Consider the following 19,426-nt stretch of genomic DNA (forward strand, 5'->3'; position numbering starts at 1 on the left):
GCCGCCCACAGTAGCGCTACTCAGACGCGGTAACCGCCGTCTGCCAGCCCGGCTTCGATCTCGAACTTGTTTCGCACGCCCGGGTGGCGCAGTTCCTCGCGCAAGTACTTCGGCCCGAATGCCAGTCCGTGCCTGGCCCATTGGTCGGCATGAATCGCCTCGTGACGCAGCACTGCCCGAGTAATGTTCCGGCGGGTCAGATACACACCACCGAGAGTTGTTCCGCCGCGGGCAAATCCGCGCCGCATCCCGGAGGCGACAAAAATTCCGAACTCGTCGTCGAAGGTGATGCGCGCGCCCAGCACTCGGGCATAGAGCAACGCCACCTGCGTCACGAATGCGGCCTGCGCGCTGCCCCGACTAGCTCGGATCAGGGTCAGCGGCAGGCCGCGTCGTTCACGCATGAAAAATCTCAGCTACGCAGCTTCTCAGCCCAGCAGCTTTTCGCGCAGCGCCTTGTCCTTCTCGAGCACCATGGTCTCGAGGCTTTCCTGGAATACCACCATGGCTGCCTGCAGCGCGGGATCCGAGGCACCGAGGATGCGGGCGGCGAGCAGACCGGCGTTGCGGGCTCCACCGATCGACACCGTCGCGACCGGAACACCGGCAGGCATCTGGACGATGGACAGCAGCGAGTCCATACCGTCGAGATACTTCAGCGGAACCGGTACACCGATGACCGGCAACGGCGTTGCCGAGGCGACCATCCCGGGCAGGTGCGCCGCTCCGCCTGCGCCGGCGATGATGACCTTGATGCCGCGGCCGGCAGCGTCCTTCGCGTAGTCGAGCATCCGTTGCGGTGTGCGGTGTGCCGAGACCACACCGACCTCGAAGCGAATTCCGAACTCTGCGAGCGCTTCGGCTGCGGCTTCCATCGTCGGCCAATCGGAGTCGCTGCCCATGATCAGGCCGACCTGCGCGCCCATACTCTCACTCACCGTGTACATCCCATCCGTCGGTCCATACTGCATACGAAAGCCAGTGCGCTGCCCGCTCAGCCCGTTCCCGAACTGCGGCAACGTAATTCGGGTCGTCGATCGAGCCTGCCCCGCCCACGATGTTGACGTGGCCGATCTTGCGGTCCTTGCGCTCACCCTTGCCGTACAGGTGAATCTTGGCGTCGGGCATCCGGGCGAAGAGGTGGTGGACACGCTCGTCCATGCTCATCTCGGGAGCTTCGGGAGCACCGAGAACATTGGCCATCACCGTGACCGGAGCAATCGGCGACGTATCGCCGAGCGGGTAGTCGAGAACGGCGCGCAAGTGCTGCTCGAACTGCGACGTCCGGGCACCGTCCATGGTCCAGTGACCCGAGTTGTGCGGGCGCATCGCCAATTCGTTGACTACAAGACGGCCGTCGGTCGTCTCGAACAGTTCCATGGCCATCGCACCGACAACCCCGAGCTCCGACGCGATCCGCAACGCAAGCTGTTCCGCTTCTGCCGCAACGGCACCGGGCAGATCTGGAGCCGGCGCGATGACAACGGCGCACTGGCCGTGTCGCTGCACGGTCTCCACGACAGGCCACGACGCACCCTGACCGAACGGTGACCGCGCCACCATCGCCGACAGTTCGCGGCGCATCGACACCATTTCCTCGACGATCAGCGGAACACCCTTGTCCAACTGCTCGGTGACGATCGCCTCGGCTTCGTCGGAGTCGTCGGTGATCCACACACCACGGCCGTCGTATCCACCGCGCGTTGCCTTGATGACAACCGGCCAGCCGTGCTCGGCGCCGAAACGTACGACGTCCTCGGCCCACGTCACCTCGGCGTACGCGGGCACCGGTGCGCCCAGTTCTGCCAATTTACGACGCATCAGCAGTTTGTCCTGAGCGAAGATCAGTGCCTGCGGCGGCGGCTGCACGTTGACACCCTCGGCCACCAGCACCTCGAGATGTTCGGTCGGAACCTGCTCGTGATCGAATGTGAGCGCAGTGGATCCGACGGCGGCGCGGCGCAGCGCGTCCAAGTCGTCGTGGCTGCCGAGAACAACATCGGGGCTGACCTGTGCGGCCGGCTCACCGGCCGTTCCGGACAGCACCCGGAGCGTCTGGCCGAGGGCAACGGCTGCCTGGTGAGTCATGCGCGCGAGCTGTCCACCACCGATCATGGTGACGACAGGCATGGCCTTGTTCGCCGGTCGCGCGGTGGTCGGGCGGGGGGAGGACTGAACTGCGTCGTTATTGCCGGTCACGGCTATCTATGTTGTCATGCGCCGGATGTAGTCATGCGCCGGGGCGGGCGCTTCGTAGCGCCGACCCTGTCTGTGATTCTGCTGATGATTTCCGAACAAAACCATGACGGCGTGGTTTTCTTTCGTAAACTCATCTGTTGTGTCATTTGTCGACGGGGTAATCGCCCGCATACCCCAGCCGTTCCGAGACATTGCCCTGCGCCACAGCGAGCTGATCAAGTTCGCGATCGTCGGCGGAACCACCTTCCTGATCGACTCGGGCATCTTCTACACACTCAAGCTCTCGATCCTCGAATCCAAGCCGATCACCGCCAAGATCATCGCCGGCGTTATCGCGGTGATCGCGTCGTACATCCTCAATCGTGAGTGGTCGTTCAAGAATCGTGGCGGACGCGAACCTGCCCACGAGGCAGCGCTGTTCTTCTTCATCAGCGCGATCGGCGTGGTGATCAGCTTCATTCCGCTGTACATCTCGAGTTACGTCTTCAACCTGCGCGTTCCCGAAGTCAGCTTGACGACGGAGAATATCGCCGACTTCATCAGCGCCTATATCATCGGCAATCTCCTGCAGATGGTGTTCCGCTTCTGGTCCTTCCGTAAATTCGTGTTCCCGGAAGAGAATGCCGAGATCGTCAGCGATGACCACACCGAAGAAGAACTCGACCAAGCCTGACGCAGCGATATTCGCGCTTCACGTCACCGCGGTTCGCGCAGCGTGCCGACGTCGACCGGCTTTTCGGACGCCACCGGCAGGAACACCGCAAACAGTGCCGGCGTTCGACGTTGTAGCTCGAGCCGACCGCCGTCCGCTTCGATCAGCGCCCGCGCCAGCGCCAACCCGACGCCGGTGGAACCGGCCCCGGAGAAGCCTCGATCGAAAATGTGCGGAGCGAGATTGTTGTCGACCCCGCCGCCTTCGTCGGTCACCTCGATACAGACCATCGCTTCGCGCTTGGGAGCTCCGTCGATCAATCGAACGGATACCGTGCAGGTTCCGTCGCCGTGGGCAAAAGCATTGTCCACCAGAACGGACACGGCTTCGCGCAGGCGAGAGCCTGTTGTCGACGCTGTCACGCCGCGGTCGCCGGTCAAGCGGAGCGCTCGTCCGGCATCCTCGAACTGCGGCCGCCAATCCCCGCAGACGCCTTCGAGTTCGCTGACCACGGAGACTGTTGTGGCTGCGGAACCGCTGCTGCGCGAGGACCGCACCAACTCGTCGATTCCCTCCGTCAGCCGATCAACCTGGGCCATGGCTTCTTCAGCTTCGTGAACGACATCAGGGTCGCTGTGCACCGACAACTCGTCCAGACGCAGCCGCACTGCGGTGAGTCGGCTACGCAGTTGGTGCGAGACGTCCGCGACCAGCGCTCGCTCACGCTGCAGTCGGCCGGCAATCTCGACAGTCGCTGCATCGAGGACATCGGACACTCGGTCGAGTTCGGGAATGTCGTGGCGTCGTGGGTCCGGCCGGAAATCACCTTCTGCCAACCTCGCCGCCCGTTCGGCAACGTCCTGCAGTGGCCCGGCCAGTCGACGTGCCGTGACCACCGCGACGACGGCTCCGGTAGTGATCGCGACAAGGACCAATACTCCGACCGCCCCAACTGCCTGCTTCTGCTGCGTCCGCAATCTCTCCGACGGCACTTCGAGGCGCAGTGACCCGGACGATCCCATCGCCAACGACTCGACCAGCGGATTTTTCACTACCGCTTCGCCGATGTCGACGCGAGCGGCCCCGTCCGACGGGGTCGGGTACACGACAACAAGTCGAGCGTCGTTCGGGGTGAGCAATCGGAGTGCGTCGGTATTGAGGGCTCCGTCGACAACGCCGAGAGAACCTTCCTGGGCGATCACCTCGGTGGCCATGCGATCGAGTCGCACCCGCAAATCGTTGCGGCTCACGTCTTCGACCCACAACCAAGCCGTGTAGATGAGCGGAACACCCAGCAACAACGCGGTGAGGATGACGACCCCGAGAATCGACTGGAGAATGCGCCGACGCATCGAGCGAACTAGTCCGTGTTGATGCGGAAGCCGACGCCGCGCACAGTGGCAATTCGACGTTCGACCGCAGGGCCCTCGTCGCCGATCTTCCGGCGTAGCCAGGACATGTGCATGTCCAACGTCTTCGAGCCGCGCAACTCGACGTCCCCCCAGACCTCACGCAGGATCGCGTCGCGGGAGACGACTTCACCAGCGTGTTCGAGGAGCACCCGCAGAAGTTCGTATTCCTTGTTCGCCAAGGCGATCTCGGATCCGTTGACGAGGACACGCCGCGCGGCCGGTTCCAGGCGGATACCGCCGACCTCGACGATGCTGTCCTCACGACTGCCGTGTCGACGCAGGAGCGCGCGCACCCGGGCCATCAGTTCGGCCAACCGGAAGGGCTTGCCCACGTAATCGTCGGCGCCGGCGTCGAGACCGACGACAAAATCGACCTCGTCGGTACGGGCGGTCAGCATCAGCACGGCCAGAGTCGTCCGATGAGCGCGAATCTGTCGGCACACCTCGAGCCCGTCCATACCGGGCAGCCCCAAATCGAGGATCAGCAGATCGAAGTCACCTTCGAGCGCCTGCTGCAGTGCGGCGGGACCGGTCTGTTCCACTGTGACCGTGTACCCCTCCCGCCCCAATGCTCGGGCAAGTGGTGCGGCAATGGCCTCGTCGTCTTCGGCTAGCAATACGGCAGTCACAGGGACAGCGTACGGACAGCGAGCCTTTGCGCGGTGATTACCAAGCGTTTCCGTCATCTTCGCCCTGATCCTCGGGGCGGTTTCGCTCGTGCTGTTGCTGCGTGGAATCGAAAACCTGGTGATAGAGCAGCGAATGCACGTGCTCCACGTCCGGGATGTCGTCGAATTCGAGCGGATCGTCACTGGCCGACGCGATCACGAGCGTGCCGGTCTTGAGAAGCCGGTCGACCGGGCCGTGCCGGAACTGGACGTTGCTGATCCGGCCCATCGGGATGTCAATTCCGGTGTGGGTCAACACACCTTGCCGAATCAGGACCCGTCGATCGGTGACGATGAAATGCGTGAACTTCCAGACGGTGAACGGCGCCACCGATCGCCAGGCGACAACGCCGAACCAGGCGACGCCGATCACGATCGACAGCACGGTACGCGCTGTCCCGTCGACCTGCTTCTGTGTCACGCCGAGCAAAAACCCTGCCACGGCCGTCGCCAGGACAAACGTGAGCGCTGGAACCACCAGCATCTTCCAGTGTGGATGCCGATGCAGGATCAGTTCCTCGTCCTGGGCGAGCGCATCTTCCGGATATCCCATGACGGGAAGTGTGCCATCTACCTCGGACAGATTAAGGCTGGGCGAGCTTGCGCAATACGAACGGCGTGATGACGATAACGATGCCGTACAGCACCATCCAGACACCGACGACGATCCGGAAGACCTCGAGGGACAACTCAGGCTGCAGCAGCACAACCGCGCCGGCCACGATGCTGATGACACCGAGCACGATCGACAGGCCACGATCCGCAGTGCCACCGGACGCCGCGGCGATGATGTCGAGTACACCGCGGAACACCCACCAGGCACCGATCACCAGGGCGATCAGCACCACGGTCTGCAGCGGGCTGCGCAGGACGAGGAATCCGAGGAGCACTGCAAGCGCGCCCGAGATCGCGACGAGCGTGCGAGTGCCGCCGCTCGCGGTGACGTCGGCGAAGGAACGGATGATCTGCACGATGCCGAACGCGAACAGCTGGATGGCGATCACTACCGCGACGACAAACAGTGTGGCGTCCGGCCATACGAGAACCGCAATACCGAGGCCGAGCGTCAGGAGGCCGAGGAGCACAGTCATGCCGGTCAGAACGCGCCGGGCGCTTTCTGCCATTTCTGATTCGGTCGGAAGCACGATCGGTGTGGTCATGACCGAAAAATAGCACCCGAGCGGTCAAAAACGGACACGACTCGCTGTTTTTCTAGTCCGTGATCGGCGCCGCCCGCAGATGCGTGATGTCACCGGCGGCAACGGCAAACGTCTCGCCACCACTTCCCTCGATCTCGATGACCACGCGACCGGAGGTGTCGATGTCCGTCGCCGTGCCGAAAACTTCCTTGTCCCCCGGCAGGACAGCACGTACCCGTTTGCCGAGAGTTCCGCAGCGCTCGCGATATTCGGCTGCCAGCGCCCCGGTATCCCACCCGGAGTTCTCCCAGCCGCGGAACTGCCTCGCCAGTTCCCGTGCCAGTGCCCGCACCAACGTGTCCCGGTCAACGGTTTCCGCGTTTTCGAGAAGGAGCGAGGTGGCCGTCGGCACCGGCAGTTCCTCGGCGCCCAGACTCACGTTCAATCCGATTCCCACGACCACCGCGGGTTCCGGGGTGGTCCGCGCGACCTCGGCGAGAATGCCGGCCACTTTCTTGTCACCGATCAGAACGTCGTTGGGCCACTTCAGTTCTGCGGGCACCTCGGCCACCGTGCGCAATGCGTCGACGACGGCGATACCGGTGAGCAGCGGCAGCCAACCCATGTCGGCGAGGTTCAGTCCAGGCATCCCCAGCAGAACCGACATCGATATCTGTGCCTGCGCGGGGCTGACCCACGTGCGCGCGTGTCGCCCGCGCGCGCTTTCCTGATATTCGGCGATCAGCACATGACGATCGGCGCCCGGATCCGACGCGCGTGCCAAGAGGTCCGCGTTGGTCGACCCGGTGCTCTCGACGACGTCGAGCCGGTTCCAGAACGCACGTGCATCGCTACCGCCGTCGCTGCGCACGAGTGCGCGTCGCAGCGACGCTTGATCGAGGGGTGGTCGGTTCAGATCAGTCCACATAGTCCCAGCCTAAAGCGACGAGCAAAATGTACTGGTCAGTAGCTTAGGCGGGCGAAACCGCAACAATCGGACCTGCCTTCGAACCGACCCGAGGAGCCTCGTTAAGCTCACGACTCATGACCACTGTCCAAGAGCCCAACGCGCCGGAGGCGGCGACCGCACCCGATATCCATACGACCGCGGGAAAGCTCGCGGATCTGCGGATCCGGCAAGCGCAGGCGCAAGCACCGAGTGGCGAAGCCGCCATCGACAAAGTGCACGCCAAAGGCAAGCTGACCGCCCGTGAGCGCATCACCGCCCTTCTCGACGAGGGTTCCTTCGTCGAACTCGACGCCTTGGCCCGTCACCGCTCGGTGAACTTCGGCTTGGCCGAGAACCGTCCCGTCGGCGACGGCGTCGTCACCGGTTACGGCACCATCGACGGCCGCGACGTCTGCGTCTTCAGCCAGGACGCCACCGTCTTCGGTGGATCGCTCGGCGAAATCTACGGTGAGAAGATCGTCAAGGTCATGGACCTCGCGATCCGCACCGGCCGCCCGCTGGTCGGCATCAACGAAGGTGCAGGAGCCCGCATCCAGGAAGGCGTCGTCTCGCTCGGCCTGTACGGCGAGATCTTCCACCGCAACGTTCAGGCGTCCGGTGTCATCCCGCAGATCTCCCTGATCATGGGCCCCGCCGCCGGTGGCCACGTGTACTCCCCCGCGCTGACGGACTTCGTCGTGATGGTCGACGAGACATCGCAGATGTTCGTCACCGGCCCCGATGTCATCAAGACCGTCACCGGCGAAGACGTCACGATGGAAGACCTGGGCGGCGCACGCACCCACATGGTCAAGTCCGGTGTCGCGCACTACGTCGCGTCCGGCGAGCAGGATGCCCTCGACTACGTCAAGGACCTGCTGAGCTACCTGCCGTCCAACAACCAGGCAGCAGCACCGCGTGGCGAGATCACCGATCCGATCGTCGGTTCCATCGAGGAGAGCCTCACCGCCGAGGACATCGAACTCGACACCCTCATCCCGGATTCGGCGAACCAGCCGTACGACATGCACGAGGTCATCCGCCGCATCCTCGACGACGACGAGTTCCTCGAGGTCCAGGCTGAGCGCGCGATGAACATCATCGTCGGCTTCGGTCGCGTCGACGGTCGCAGCGTCGGTATCGTCGCCAACCAGCCGATGCAGTTCGCCGGTTGCCTCGACATCGACGCTTCCGAGAAGGCTGCGCGCTTCGTCCGCACCTGCGACGCGTTCAACGTCCCGATCATCACCCTCGTCGACGTTCCCGGCTTCCTCCCGGGTACCGAGCAGGAGTACAACGGCATCATCCGCCGCGGCGCGAAGTTGCTGTACGCGTACGGCGAGGCCACTGTGGGCAAGATCACCGTCATCACCCGCAAGGCATACGGCGGAGCGTACGACGTCATGGGCTCCAAGCACATGGGCGCCGACCTCAACCTGGCCTGGCCGACTGCACAGATCGCCGTCATGGGCGCATCGGGAGCCGTCGGATTCGTCTACCGCAAGCAGCTTCTCGAAGCCGCGAAGAACGGTGACGACGTCGACGCATTGCGCTTGAAGCTGCAGAACGAGTACGAGGACACCCTCGTCAACCCGTACGTAGCGGCCGAGCGTGGATACGTCGACGCTGTGATCCCGCCGTCGCACACCCGCGGTCAGATCGTTGCCGCTCTGCGTCTGCTCGAGCGCAAGTCCGTTTCCCTTCCGCCCAAGAAGCATGGGAACATTCCCCTATGAGCACAGTTACCGAGGACATCACGACGGAAGAGGTCACAGTTGTGGCGACTTCGTCCGTCAACGGTGCCGATGTCGACGGCGCCGTCGCTGACTCCGCGGTGACCGAAAAGGCCGAAACCCCGGTTTCGGATGCGTCGGTCATCAAGATCGTCAAGGGTTCGCCCACCGACGTCGAGATTGCCGCGCTGGTCAGCGTCCTTGCCGCTGCATCGGGTGGTTCGGCTCCGGCCGAGTCGCTCCCGACGGAAACATGGGGAGATCCGACGCAGTTCCATCGCACGCGTGCGCCGTTCTCGCCGTACTCGTACCTGAACCCGTTCGGACGGCGTACCTGAACCCGTTCGGGTAGCGCACCTGATCTAGCCTGCTTGTGTGACTCAACTAGTTCTGGCTTCGGCATCCCCGGCACGCCTCGCAGTTTTGCGGGCGGCCGGGGTTTTGCCTGTTGTACGTGTTTCCGGTGTCGACGAAGACAAGATCGCGGGTGAACTCGGACCGGGTGCGGCCCCGCAGAAGGTGGTCACGGTGCTGGCCGAGGCAAAGGCCGCGGAGATCGTTCCCGGCCTGGCGGCAGACGGTTTGACCGATGTTGTTGTCGTCGGCTGTGATTCGATGCTTCTGATCGATGGTGAACTGCACGGAAAACCTGGCAGTGTAGAAGTTGCGCGGCGTCGGTGGGCCGCGATGGCGGGCCGTAGTGCCACTCTGCTCACCGGTCATTGTGTGATGCGGGTGATCGAAGGCCAAATAGTGCGCGTCGCGTCCGATCACAGCGCCACGGTGGTGCATTTCGCGAATCCGTCCACCGAAGATCTCGAGGCCTATCTCGCCACGGGCGAACCCCTGCAGGTTGCAGGCGCTTTCACGCTGGACAGCCTTGGTGGATGGTTCGTCGAGAAGATCGAGGGCGACCCGTCGAGTGTGATCGGTATCGGATTACCTTTGGTGCGAACCCTTTTGGAGCGCGTAGGTGTCTCCGTCTCCGATCTGTGGCGCACTCAGAGCGTCTTCTGATCTTCCATCACCAGAATATTGACCTTCGGCAGCCCCAGCGATGCAAGTGCAATTGCCAGCGCGATGACGGAAATGATCGTCAGCACGCTGCGCTGGGCCTGCAGGAAGGCTTCTCCCGCCGCTGATCTGGTGGACGCATACGCTGCCGTGACGGCCACCTGAGCGGGGCCACTCGCTGCGACTGCGGAACCTTTCGAACTGCATTCCGGCGCCACCGTCATCGGCGAGCCGGATTCGAGTTGGCTTGTCGCACAATCGACAAAGGCCTTCTCGGCAATGTCGCGGATACCTTCGTTCACGCCGGCAGCCTCGAGCGTCGCGACGTAGTTCTCGCGCTCCCCTTGCACCGCGGCGGGCGCATTGCCGGCGACGAGCGAAAAGAACACGACTCCGATCAGCGCCAGCCCGATCGAGCTCCCCACCTGTTGCACGGTGGGCAGCAGGCCAGACACCGAACCTGCGTGTTGTGGCCGCACCGAAGCAAGAATGGCCGTCTGCAACGGCGCGACGAACAGACCGAGTCCGGCGCCGCCGATCAGCAGCGGCCCGGCCAGGGAAAGCCAGGACGGATCGGTCCCCACCTTTTCGAGAATCGTCGAGAGCGTCAGCAGTGATCCGGCAAAAACCACCATTCCCACAATGAGTACGCGGTTGCCGAGCAGCCGGTAGACCGCCGACGAGAGCACCGCCGCCACCCCCATTCCCACTGCCCATGGCAACGTCATGACGCCGGCACGAAGTGGGGAGAACCCGAACCCGAACTGCAGCGTCAGGCTGATCGTGAAGATCAATGACGTCAAAGTGCCGAAGAACACGAAGGCCAGGGCTGCGCCGACGGCAAATGCTCGGTCTCGAAAGAGTTCGAGGCGCAGAACGGGATCGCCGCCGTGTTTTCCCAATCGATATTCGTAGAGGACAAACGCCACTGCGATCGGAACCGACGCCGCGATCATCACGACGAGCGGGGTGGGCCACCCGCGGGCGCGACCCTCGGCCAGGGGGAAGATGAGCAAGAAGAGCGCTACGGACGACAGCAGCGCGCCCACCAGATCGAGCGAACGAACAGAATCCGCCTTGGCGTCGGCAAGATGGAAGTAGCCCACGATCAGTGCGGCGATGCCGATCGGGATATTGACGAAGAAAATCAGCCGCCAACCCCAGTCGAAGAGATTCCATTCGATCAGCAGTCCGCCGATCAGCGGGCCACTGACCGTCGCCAGACCGATAGTTGCTCCGTAGATCCCGAACACCCGTGGATGACGGGATTTCGGAAACAATCCCGAGATGATCGCAAACGTCTGCGCGGACATCGAGCCTGCCGCAAGACCCTGCAAACCACGACAGACAATGAGCATCGTGGCACTCTGCGCCAGTCCACAGAGCAGTGACGCGACCACGAACACCGACAATGCGGTCAGGAACACCGCACGACGCCCCCACAGGTCGCCCAGACGCGCTGCCGTGATGAGGGAACAGGCAAATGCCAGGACGTACACACTCACCATCAGCAGCTGCGCGGAGACACCGGCGCCCAGATCGACGGCGATGCTGGGCAATGCCACGTTCACGATCGTTGCATCGAGCAACTGCATGAATGCCGCGGCGAGGCTGGTCGCGAGGCCGAGCCACGGCGTCAGTGACGACGGGGTGGACGACCGATCACGGGTAGTGGGAAGCACCCGGCCACACTAGACGAGGTTGTTGCCACCCTGTCCATATGACGGCATTCTGGATACGTCACTATGGAGATGACCACAATGTCCGGTAGGTGTGGTTGTAATCATTATCGGTTTAGAACAGGGAAGAACAGACAATCCGTTCTCCCGAATGCGATAGTTCATCGTCTGTCCAGTTCCAGGACGGACCTTCTCTTACGACATGCGCAGGAGCCCTACTCGATGGATCTGAATTTGATCACCCATTGGCGTCCACAACCCGGAAGGGTGGTCGAATGGGGGGTCACGGATGCCTGCGCCGCGAGCGCTGCCGGAGCAGAGATCAATCGGGATCTACCTCCTACAACGATGCAGGACCGTCACTTCCGACGTGCGCGGATCGCTGCTGAGAACGGTGATCCCCAATCGCCGTGGATCGGCATCGCCTTCGATTTCGACGGCCCGCTCGACCGCGCGGCGATGACGCGTGCGCTGACGAAGTACGTCCGCCGGCACGACACTCTGCACAGTTGGTTCTCGTTCGACGCTGCGATGGCCGATCCGAGCGACCCGAACTTTCCGGTGCGACGCCATGTGGTGCCGCCGGAAACCATCGATCTCACATACCGAGAAGGCCAGGAGCTGAGCGACCCGGAGGACGTCCGCGCTCTGGTCGAGCAAAAGTTTGCCACCGAGACCAGCGGATTGGGTTGGCCCGCGTTTGTCTTCGGCGCGGTGGAGCACCTCTCGCCCCAATCACCCGGCTTCACACTCTTCCACGCGATCGATCATGCGCACACCGACATGTATTCGATGGTGCTGACGTACGCGGAGCTGCGCGCGTGCTACGCCGCCGAAACGACCGGAACCGACATCGAGCTTCCAGCTGCGGGTAGTTACGCCCAGCTGGGTCGAGCCGAGCAGGAACTCTCCGCGACCTTGACCATGGAATCTCCCGAGGTTCACGAGTGGCTCGGCTACCTCATGCGCAGCGGTGGGTCGTTCCCGGGATTTGCCTTGCCGCTCGGTGCCGAGGACACCCCGAAACCCGCGATCGGATCGCGGTTCGAATTGGCCGACGATATCGAATGCGAGAAATTCGGGGCCGTCTGCAAGGAGAACGGATCGAATTTCATCGGTGGAATTTTCACTGCGCTCGCTATTACCGAATTCGAATTGGCCGGCCGCGACAAGTTCATCGCGCTCTCGCCGGTCAGCACTCGATCAGAAGCCGACACGTTCTCCCAAGGTTGGTACGTCAATCTCATTCCGGTCGGAATCGACATCGGGGAGCAACAGACGTTCACGCAATTGGCCGAGATCGGCCAGCAGGCGTATCACCGGGGCAAGTCACTCCTGCACGTATCGGTGCAACAAGTGATCGACGTCGTGCTCGCCGCCATGGGTGAAGCGGGAGCGTCGACCGGAATTACGAAGACATTGACGCCGCCCCCCATCGTCTCCTACATCGACGGCCGCCGCACGCCTGGATCGGAAACCTACGTCGAGACCAATGCCACCGGCATTGTCGGCGGTAAGGAAACGCAGATCGCCTCCATGTGGATCAATCGGGTGCAGACCGGTACCTGGATGGCGATTTCCCATCCCGACACACCGACCGCGCACGAGTCGGTCACCCGTTTCGCGAAGCACCTGGCGAATGTCATCACAACTGTTGCCACCCAGGGTGATTACTCGATTTCACGCGCGTCGGGTGTCGCCTGATGCATGTGACATCGATCGACCGTTACGGCCTCGAACCCGGCGTCGTCACCGAATGGTCGCTGCAGCCGGCTGACGACGCTGTCACCGAATCCGCGATTCCGCCGTCCTACAATCAGCATTTCCACCTCGAGACGGCGCGCACCCATGGCGTCGGCCGAAGCGTCTGGATGGCAGCAGCTTTCGATCTCCCCGGCCAATTGAACCGTCCGGCACTGGATCTGGCTCTGCGACTGTTCATCAGTCGCCACGACACGTTGCACACCGGCTTCGAGGTCGGCGAGTTCGGTGCGGTTCGGATGGATCTGGACCATGCGACCGCAACTATCGTCACGTCGGAACCGATGACCACGGCCACCACTGCGGAACTGCGCAGCCATCTCAAGAAGCGGTTCACCGAGGTCTGCGATCCCTTGACGTTCCCCGCGTACACCTTCGCGACGGTGGAGCGCGCCGAGCACTACACAGTCCTGAGCGCATTCGACCACACATTGGTGGACGGCTATTCACTGGTCATCGCACTCGGTGAGCTCCGTCAGATCTACGAGGGCTTGAACGCGCTCCCCGCGCTCGACGACGCGAGTGCTGTTGCCGACGTGATGAGCCACCTGGGTGATCCGGGCAGCTTCGTGCGCTACTGCGAACTGGAAGCCGACGGGCTCGTTCCCATCGAGAACGATCCCCGCTTGCGAGAGTGGGAGCGGTTCTACGAAATCTGTGGCGGCACGTCGCCGAGTTTCCCCCTCGATCTCGGTGTGGAGGCCGGACATCCGGCGCCGCAAGGAGCGGACGTGCGGGTTCTCCTCGATGCCGAACGGACAGCGGAATTCGACTCGATCTGCACCGCGGCAGGTGGCAGTGTCTTCACCGGAGTTCTCACGGCGATGGGAATGACCACGGAATCAACTACCGGGAAATCCACACTGCCACTGCAGTTTCCGTTGCACATCCGTAAGGACCCCCGCTGGGCGGACGCAATCGGGTGGCTCACCACGAGCGCGCCGATCACTGTGCGGGTCACCCCGGACGGTGATTTCGGGGCGTCGCTGGCACATACGCACGCGTCGTTCCGGGTGGCACTGACACTCGAAGGTCTCACGATGGCACAAGTTCGTGATGCGTTGGGCGAGAAGATCCGTCGCACTCGCACTGATGTCTTCATGGTCTCGTACATCGACTACCGCAGGCTTCCAGGCACCGACGATCACGACGAACTCAACGCTCACCACATCAGCAACGTCACCGTGGCCGACGACGCACAGTTCTGGATTTCACGGACAAACCGCGGCTTGTCACTGCGATCGAGGTTCCCGGACACCGACGTAGCGAACGTCACGATGGTGAACTTCCTCACCGAACTGGACCGGATACTCCATGACATCTGCAAGCGCGGCGTGACGCCGATCGGAAGTCTGACCGAACAATTGAGGGATTCGGCGATCGGAGCAGGAACACCGCTGATCTAGCCCGACCTGGTTCGGGGCAGCGGGAGCGGGAGCCCTCGCACGCATTCGAGCGACTCCCACGCGGGGAGCGCCTAGAATCGTTGGAGTCCGTCTATCGACCCGATCGATTCGCCTTACAGGAGCCACCCGTGCCCGTTGCCCCCGATCCTTTACCCGCGTTTGCCGAGTTCAGTAATCCCGACCGGTTGGTCTCTACTGAATGGCTGTCGGCGAATATCGGTGCGCCGGGACTGAAGGTGGTCGAATCCGACGAGGACGTTCTGCTGTACGACATCGGGCACATCCCCGGTGCCGTCAAGATCGACTGGCACCTCGACCTCAACGATCGGGTCACCCGCGATTACATCGACGGCGAGGCCTTTGCCGACCTGATGAACCGCAAGGGCATCAGCCGCGACGACACCGTTGTCATCTACGGCGACAAGAGCAACTGGTGGGCGGCATACGCTCTGTGGGTGTTCACCCTGTTCGGACACGAGGACGTCCGTCTGCTCGACGGCGGCCGCGACGCGTGGATTGCGGAGAACCGCGACACCTCGTTCGACGTCCCGTTTGCCACGTCCACCGGTTACCCGGTGATCGCGCGTAACGACGCTCCCATCCGCGCCTTCAAGGACGACGTCCTCGCGCATCTCGGCGGCGGACCGCTGATCGACGTGCGGTCACCGCAGGAGTACACCGGCGAGCGCACCCACATGCCCGATTACCCGGAGGAAGGCGCGCTGCGCGGAGGTCACATCCCCAGCGCCCGGAGCATTCCGTGGGCCAAGGCCGCCGCCCCTGACAGCCGTTTCCGCACGCGCGCAGAACTCGACGAGATCTACGGTGACCTGTCGCGCGAAGACAAGATCGTTGCGTACTGCCGTATCGGTGAGCGCTCGAGCCACACGTGGTTTGTCCTCACACACCTCCTCGGGTACCCCGACGTCCGCAACTACGACGGTTCGTGGACCGAGTGGGGCAATGCCGTCCGCGTTCCGATCGCTGTCGGCGAAGAGCCCGGAGACGTTCCCGCCGGAGCATCGGCATGAGCGAACTACCTGAGCCACTGGCGGAGATAGTCGACGACTTCGCAGCCGTCGGCACCTCCGACAAGCTCACTCTTCTTCTCGAGTTCAGTCGCGAGTTGCCGCCGCTACCCGCCGAACTCGAACAAGACGCCATGGAACCAGTTCCGGAATGTCAGTCGCCGCTGTTCCTTTCGGTGGACGATGCCGATCGTGACAAGGTCCGGCTGTATTTCAGCGCGCCCGCAGAAGCCCCGACCACTCGTGGCTTTGCCTCCATCCTGGCGCAGGGCCTCGACGGTCAGAGCGCGGACGCGATTCTTGCGGTTCCCGACGATTTCTACTCGGCGCTCGGTCTCGCGGAAGCGGTCAGTCCCCTTCGTCTGCGCGGCATGTCCGCGATGCTCGCCCGTATCAAGCGTCGTTTGCGGGGCTGAGTACAAGAACATGGAATTCACCGAACTTGCCGACTACGCGATTCCCAGTGGATCGCTCGTCGAATGGCTTCCGTGCGCAACCGGTCAATGGACGCCTGATCCGCGCCCGGCGTCGTACATCCACGAGGCGCACCTGCAGCGCTCGTCCGCAGGCGCGGGCGGGCAGTCCTGGCTCGGAACGGCGTTCGAGATCCCCGGACCACTCGATCTCGAGGCTTTCCGAATTACCTTGCAGCAGTGGATCGATCGGCACGAAGTTCTTCGCTCGCACACGTCACTCGATACCGAGTCGGGTGAGATCATTCGGCACACGGTTCCCGTGAACGGAATCGACATCGGCGTTGTCGATCACGGATACAACTCGCCGAGCCAGGTCAACTTCGAGCACCTGCACCGCCTGTTCGACGAGTTTGCGTCACCGCACAGTTGGCCGTCGTACGTGTTCGCGACCCTCACACCTCGAACCGACGACGGCCCCTTCACAGTGTTCTTCGCGGCCGATCACTCGATCATCGACGGTTTTTCCATCGTCCTGATCGCACACGAGATCGCGTCGCTGTATCGCGAGAATCTGACAGGCCAGCCTGCCAACTTGTTCCCGGTCGGCAGCTACGTCGATTTCGGGGCACAGGAACGCCAGCAGATGGCCGATCAAGACGCCGAGGACGCCGCTCTCGACGTCTGGCGAGAGGCCATGGAAGACGGCGGACTCCCCCAGTTTCCACTGCCTATCGGCGACCGGGGTCCGGAGTCCCAGAACGGGCTGTCGACGTGGCTTCTCGACACCGATCAGTCGAAGGCGTTCAGCGCCAAGTGCGCCGCGAGCGGGGTCGGCTACTTCGCGGGACTGCTCGGCCGCCTTGCCGCCGTCGGGCATGACGTCGCCGGGGTCGATCATTTCCGGGTCGTGACGCCGATCCACACTCGCACCGCTCAGGAATGGGCCGGCGCGCTGGGGTGGTTCGTCGGTTTGTGTCCACTGGACATCCCGATTGATTCCGACCGCTCCTTCGACACTCTCGCCGAGCGGGCTGCCACATCGATGTCCATGCGCAAACCGGCGGCAGCGATACCGTTCGATCGCATCGGAGAGAAACTCGGAACTCCGATCCGGCCTCGATTTGTGGTGTCCTACATGGATGTTCGATTTGTCCCGGAAGCAGCACAGTGGCCGGAATGGAAGGCACGCGCGCTGCGCAGCAAGGCATACACCCATGACGTCTACCTCTGGATCAATCGAACACCACAGGGTCTCAATCTGGCTGTGCGCTATCCCAACAACGACACCGCAAACTCGTCGGTGCACAGGTATGTGGCGGCGTTCCGTCGAGCGATCGAAGAAACGGTCGTCGGCAACGAAGAGAAGAACCCGACAAACGACGCTCCCGGCTACTCGTCGGTAGCTTTGCAAACCGTTTCGTGAGCACGGCCCAGGTAGACCGATCCGGTTACAACCTGCATCGAAGCGATGAATACACTCCGAAGCGATGCCAGTAAAACTCCGACGGTGACTGCTCCGTCAGTGCACCGAGGAGACAGATAATGCGAACTACAGGAGGCTCAGTGCCCAGTCATGCCAGCGCGCACATTACGAAGGTGCTTGTCGCAAACCGCGGTGAGATCGCGGTGCGGGTCATTCGGGCAGCCAAGGACGCCGGCTACGGCAGCGTCGCTGTCTACGCCGAACCCGATGCCGACGCACAGTTCGTGAAGCTCGCAGACGAGGCGTTTGCCCTCGGTGGACAGACCTCCGCCGAGTCCTACCTCGTATTCGACAAGATTCTCGACGCAGCCCGTAAGTCCGGCGCCGACGCCATTCACCCGGGCTACGGCTTCCTCTCCGAGAACGCCGACTTCGCCCAGGCCGTCATCGACGCGAACCTCATCTGGATCGGTCCATCACCGCAGTCCATCCGCGACCTCGGCGACAAGGTCACCGCTCGTCACATCGCCGAGCGCGCCAAGGCTCCGATGGCAGCCGGCACCAAGGACCCCGTCAAGGGTGCCGACGAGGTCGTCGCGTTCGCCAAGGAATTCGGTGTACCGGTTGCCATCAAGGCAGCATTCGGCGGCGGTGGACGCGGCATGAAGGTCGCCCAGACCATCGAGGAAATCCCCGAGCTGTTCGAATCCGCTACCCGTGAGGCCATCGCCGCCTTCGGTCGCGGCGAGTGCTTCGTCGAGCAGTACCTCGACAAGGCGCGCCACGTCGAAGCTCAGGTCATCGCCGACCAGCACGGCAACGTTGTTGTTGCCGGTACCCGCGACTGCTCGCTGCAGCGTCGTTTCCAGAAGCTCGTCGAAGAGGCTCCGGCCCCCTTCCTGACGGACGACCAGCGCGCACGCATCCACGCGTCCGCCAAGGCGATCTGCAAGGAAGCCGGCTACTACGGTGCCGGAACGGTCGAGTACCTCGTTCAGGGCGACACCATCTCCTTCCTCGAGGTCAACACCCGCCTGCAGGTCGAGCACCCTGTCACGGAAGAGACCGCAGGCATCGACCTGGTGCGTCAGCAGTTCCTCATCGCCAACGGTGAAGAGCTCTCCATCAAGGAAGATCCCACCCCGCGTGGACACTCCTTCGAGTTCCGCATCAACGGCGAAGACGCCGGCCGCGGCTTCATGCCCGCCCCCGGCCCCGTTTCCGTCTACCGTGAGCCCTCGGGCCCCGGCGTCCGCGTCGATTCCGGTGTTGTTGCCGGCGACGTCATCGGCGGCCAGTTCGACTCCATGCTCGCCAAGCTCATCGTCACCGGCGCCAACCGCGAAGAAGCCCTCCAGCGTGCTTCTCGCGCTCTGGCCGAGTTCGAGATCGACGGCCTCGCGACCGTCCTCCCGTTCCACCGCCACATCGTCGAGAACCCGGCATTCGTCGGCAACGGCGAGAAGTTCGACATCTACACCAAGTGGATCGAAACCGACTGGGAAAACACCATCGAGCCGTACGCCGGTTCCGGTGCACCGGTCGACGACGAGGACGAGGCTCTGCCGCGTCAGAACGTTGTCGTCGAGGTCGGTGGACGTCGTGTCGAGGTTTCCCTCCCGGGTCAGTTCTCGCTCGGCAACGGCGGCGGCGCAGCATCCGGTGCCATCCGCAAGAAGCCGAAGGCACGCAAGCGCGGCGGCGCGGGCGGCGGCGCAGCATCCGGTGACGCCGTCACCGCTCCGATGCAGGGCACCGTCGTCAAGGTTGCCGTCACCGAGGGCCAGGAAGTTGCCGAAGGCGACCTCATCGCTGTCCTCGAGGCCATGAAGATGGAAAACCCCGTCAACGCGCACAAGGCCGGTATCGTCACCGGACTGTCCGTCGAGGCAGGCGCAGCCATCACGCAGGGCACGGTTCTGGCAGAACTTAAGTAACAGGCTTCGC

At 63.2% G+C, this 19,426-nt stretch carries 19 protein-coding genes; 10 read left to right on the forward strand and 9 right to left on the reverse strand.

The genetic code is table 11. The features are described from left to right. Positions 1-20: 20 nt before the first annotated feature. The 3 genes from KYT97_RS07860 to KYT97_RS07870 are packed head-to-tail and all read right to left on the reverse strand — an operon-like array spanning position 21 to position 2,199. Positions 21-404, reverse strand: coding sequence for a hypothetical protein (locus KYT97_RS07860; RefSeq protein WP_033231215.1), 384 nt, complete (start codon positions 402-404; stop codon positions 21-23). 24 nt (positions 405-428) lie between these two features. After that, positions 429-947, reverse strand: coding sequence for a 5-(carboxyamino)imidazole ribonucleotide mutase (gene purE, locus KYT97_RS07865; RefSeq protein WP_033231216.1), 519 nt, complete (start codon positions 945-947; stop codon positions 429-431). Continuing rightward, the gene (locus KYT97_RS07870; RefSeq protein WP_033231217.1) at positions 931-2,199 is read right to left on the reverse strand and encodes a 5-(carboxyamino)imidazole ribonucleotide synthase; all 1,269 of its coding nucleotides are present in this window, start codon (positions 2,197-2,199) and stop codon (positions 931-933) included. Before KYT97_RS07870 ends, purE begins: the two co-directional genes overlap by 17 nt. Before the next feature lie 139 nt (positions 2,200-2,338). Between KYT97_RS07870 and KYT97_RS07875 the strand changes: the two genes are divergently transcribed. Continuing rightward, complete coding sequence (locus KYT97_RS07875) at positions 2,339-2,872, forward strand: GtrA family protein (protein ID WP_033231509.1); 534 nt, start codon at positions 2,339-2,341, stop codon at positions 2,870-2,872. 23 nt (positions 2,873-2,895) lie between these two features. On the opposite strand, the gene KYT97_RS07880 is transcribed toward KYT97_RS07875, so the two are convergent. The 5 genes from KYT97_RS07880 to KYT97_RS07900 are packed head-to-tail and all read right to left on the reverse strand — an operon-like array spanning position 2,896 to position 6,998. Continuing rightward, a complete protein-coding gene (locus KYT97_RS07880) occupies positions 2,896-4,203 on the reverse strand; it encodes a sensor histidine kinase (RefSeq protein WP_033231218.1) in 1,308 nt (435 codons plus the stop codon). An 8-nt stretch (positions 4,204-4,211) separates the two neighbouring features. Continuing rightward, entirely contained in the window at positions 4,212-4,892 is a 681-nt protein-coding gene (locus KYT97_RS07885; RefSeq protein ID WP_033231510.1) for a response regulator transcription factor, read from the reverse strand. A gap of 37 nt (positions 4,893-4,929) precedes the next feature. Beyond that, positions 4,930-5,484, reverse strand: a complete 555-nt coding sequence (locus tag KYT97_RS07890; protein WP_033231219.1) for a PH domain-containing protein — start codon at positions 5,482-5,484, stop codon at positions 4,930-4,932. 31 nt (positions 5,485-5,515) lie between these two features. Continuing rightward, positions 5,516-6,091 carry an HdeD family acid-resistance protein gene (locus tag KYT97_RS07895; protein ID WP_033231220.1) on the reverse strand — a complete coding sequence of 192 codons (576 nt, stop codon included), beginning with the start codon at positions 6,089-6,091 and terminating at the stop codon, positions 5,516-5,518. Positions 6,092-6,143: 52 nt separating this feature from the next. After that, on the reverse strand, positions 6,144-6,998 hold the full coding sequence (locus KYT97_RS07900; RefSeq protein ID WP_095886586.1) for a biotin--[acetyl-CoA-carboxylase] ligase: 855 nt from the start codon (positions 6,996-6,998) through the stop codon (positions 6,144-6,146). Positions 6,999-7,114: 116 nt separating this feature from the next. Here KYT97_RS07900 and KYT97_RS07905 point away from each other — a divergent pair, with 116 nt between their 5' ends. The 3 genes from KYT97_RS07905 to KYT97_RS07915 are packed head-to-tail and all read left to right on the forward strand — an operon-like array spanning position 7,115 to position 9,769. Beyond that, positions 7,115-8,755: an acyl-CoA carboxylase subunit beta gene (locus tag KYT97_RS07905; RefSeq protein ID WP_033231222.1), complete on the forward strand. Its 1,641-nt coding sequence runs from the start codon at positions 7,115-7,117 to the stop codon at positions 8,753-8,755. Beyond that, positions 8,752-9,090, forward strand: a complete 339-nt coding sequence (locus KYT97_RS07910) for an acyl-CoA carboxylase epsilon subunit (RefSeq protein ID WP_219112011.1) — start codon at positions 8,752-8,754, stop codon at positions 9,088-9,090. The genes KYT97_RS07905 and KYT97_RS07910 overlap by 4 nt, the downstream gene beginning before the upstream one ends. A gap of 37 nt (positions 9,091-9,127) precedes the next feature. Then, entirely contained in the window at positions 9,128-9,769 is a 642-nt protein-coding gene (locus tag KYT97_RS07915; RefSeq protein WP_033231224.1) for a Maf family protein, read from the forward strand. On the opposite strand, the gene KYT97_RS07920 is transcribed toward KYT97_RS07915, so the two are convergent. Continuing rightward, a complete protein-coding gene (locus KYT97_RS07920) occupies positions 9,754-11,448 on the reverse strand; it encodes a DHA2 family efflux MFS transporter permease subunit (RefSeq protein WP_280639074.1) in 1,695 nt (564 codons plus the stop codon). The genes KYT97_RS07915 and KYT97_RS07920 overlap by 16 nt on opposite strands. 219 nt (positions 11,449-11,667) lie before the next feature. On the opposite strand from KYT97_RS07920, the gene KYT97_RS07925 reads away from it, so the two are divergent. The 6 genes from KYT97_RS07925 (at position 11,668) to KYT97_RS07950 (ending at position 19,416) form a co-directional block, all read left to right on the forward strand. Beyond that, entirely contained in the window at positions 11,668-13,149 is a 1,482-nt protein-coding gene (locus KYT97_RS07925) for a condensation domain-containing protein (protein ID WP_219112012.1), read from the forward strand. Then, positions 13,149-14,612, forward strand: a complete 1,464-nt coding sequence (locus KYT97_RS07930; RefSeq protein ID WP_045070621.1) for a condensation domain-containing protein — start codon at positions 13,149-13,151, stop codon at positions 14,610-14,612. The genes KYT97_RS07925 and KYT97_RS07930 overlap by 1 nt, the downstream gene beginning before the upstream one ends. Before the next feature lie 128 nt (positions 14,613-14,740). Further along, positions 14,741-15,643: a sulfurtransferase gene (locus tag KYT97_RS07935; protein ID WP_033231227.1), complete on the forward strand. Its 903-nt coding sequence runs from the start codon at positions 14,741-14,743 to the stop codon at positions 15,641-15,643. Further along, positions 15,640-16,056 carry a SufE family protein gene (locus tag KYT97_RS07940; protein WP_033231228.1) on the forward strand — a complete coding sequence of 139 codons (417 nt, stop codon included), beginning with the start codon at positions 15,640-15,642 and terminating at the stop codon, positions 16,054-16,056. Before KYT97_RS07935 ends, KYT97_RS07940 begins: the two co-directional genes overlap by 4 nt. Positions 16,057-16,066: 10 nt before the next feature. Then, positions 16,067-17,479: a condensation domain-containing protein gene (locus KYT97_RS07945; protein ID WP_172936045.1), complete on the forward strand. Its 1,413-nt coding sequence runs from the start codon at positions 16,067-16,069 to the stop codon at positions 17,477-17,479. A 140-nt stretch (positions 17,480-17,619) separates the two neighbouring features. Beyond that, the gene (locus tag KYT97_RS07950; RefSeq protein WP_033231230.1) at positions 17,620-19,416 is read left to right on the forward strand and encodes an acetyl/propionyl/methylcrotonyl-CoA carboxylase subunit alpha; all 1,797 of its coding nucleotides are present in this window, start codon (positions 17,620-17,622) and stop codon (positions 19,414-19,416) included. The last annotated feature ends 10 nt before the right edge of the window (positions 19,417-19,426 follow it).

The organism is Rhodococcus globerulus (assembly GCF_019334125.1).
GTDB lineage: Bacteria > Actinomycetota > Actinomycetes > Mycobacteriales > Mycobacteriaceae > Rhodococcus_F > Rhodococcus_F globerula.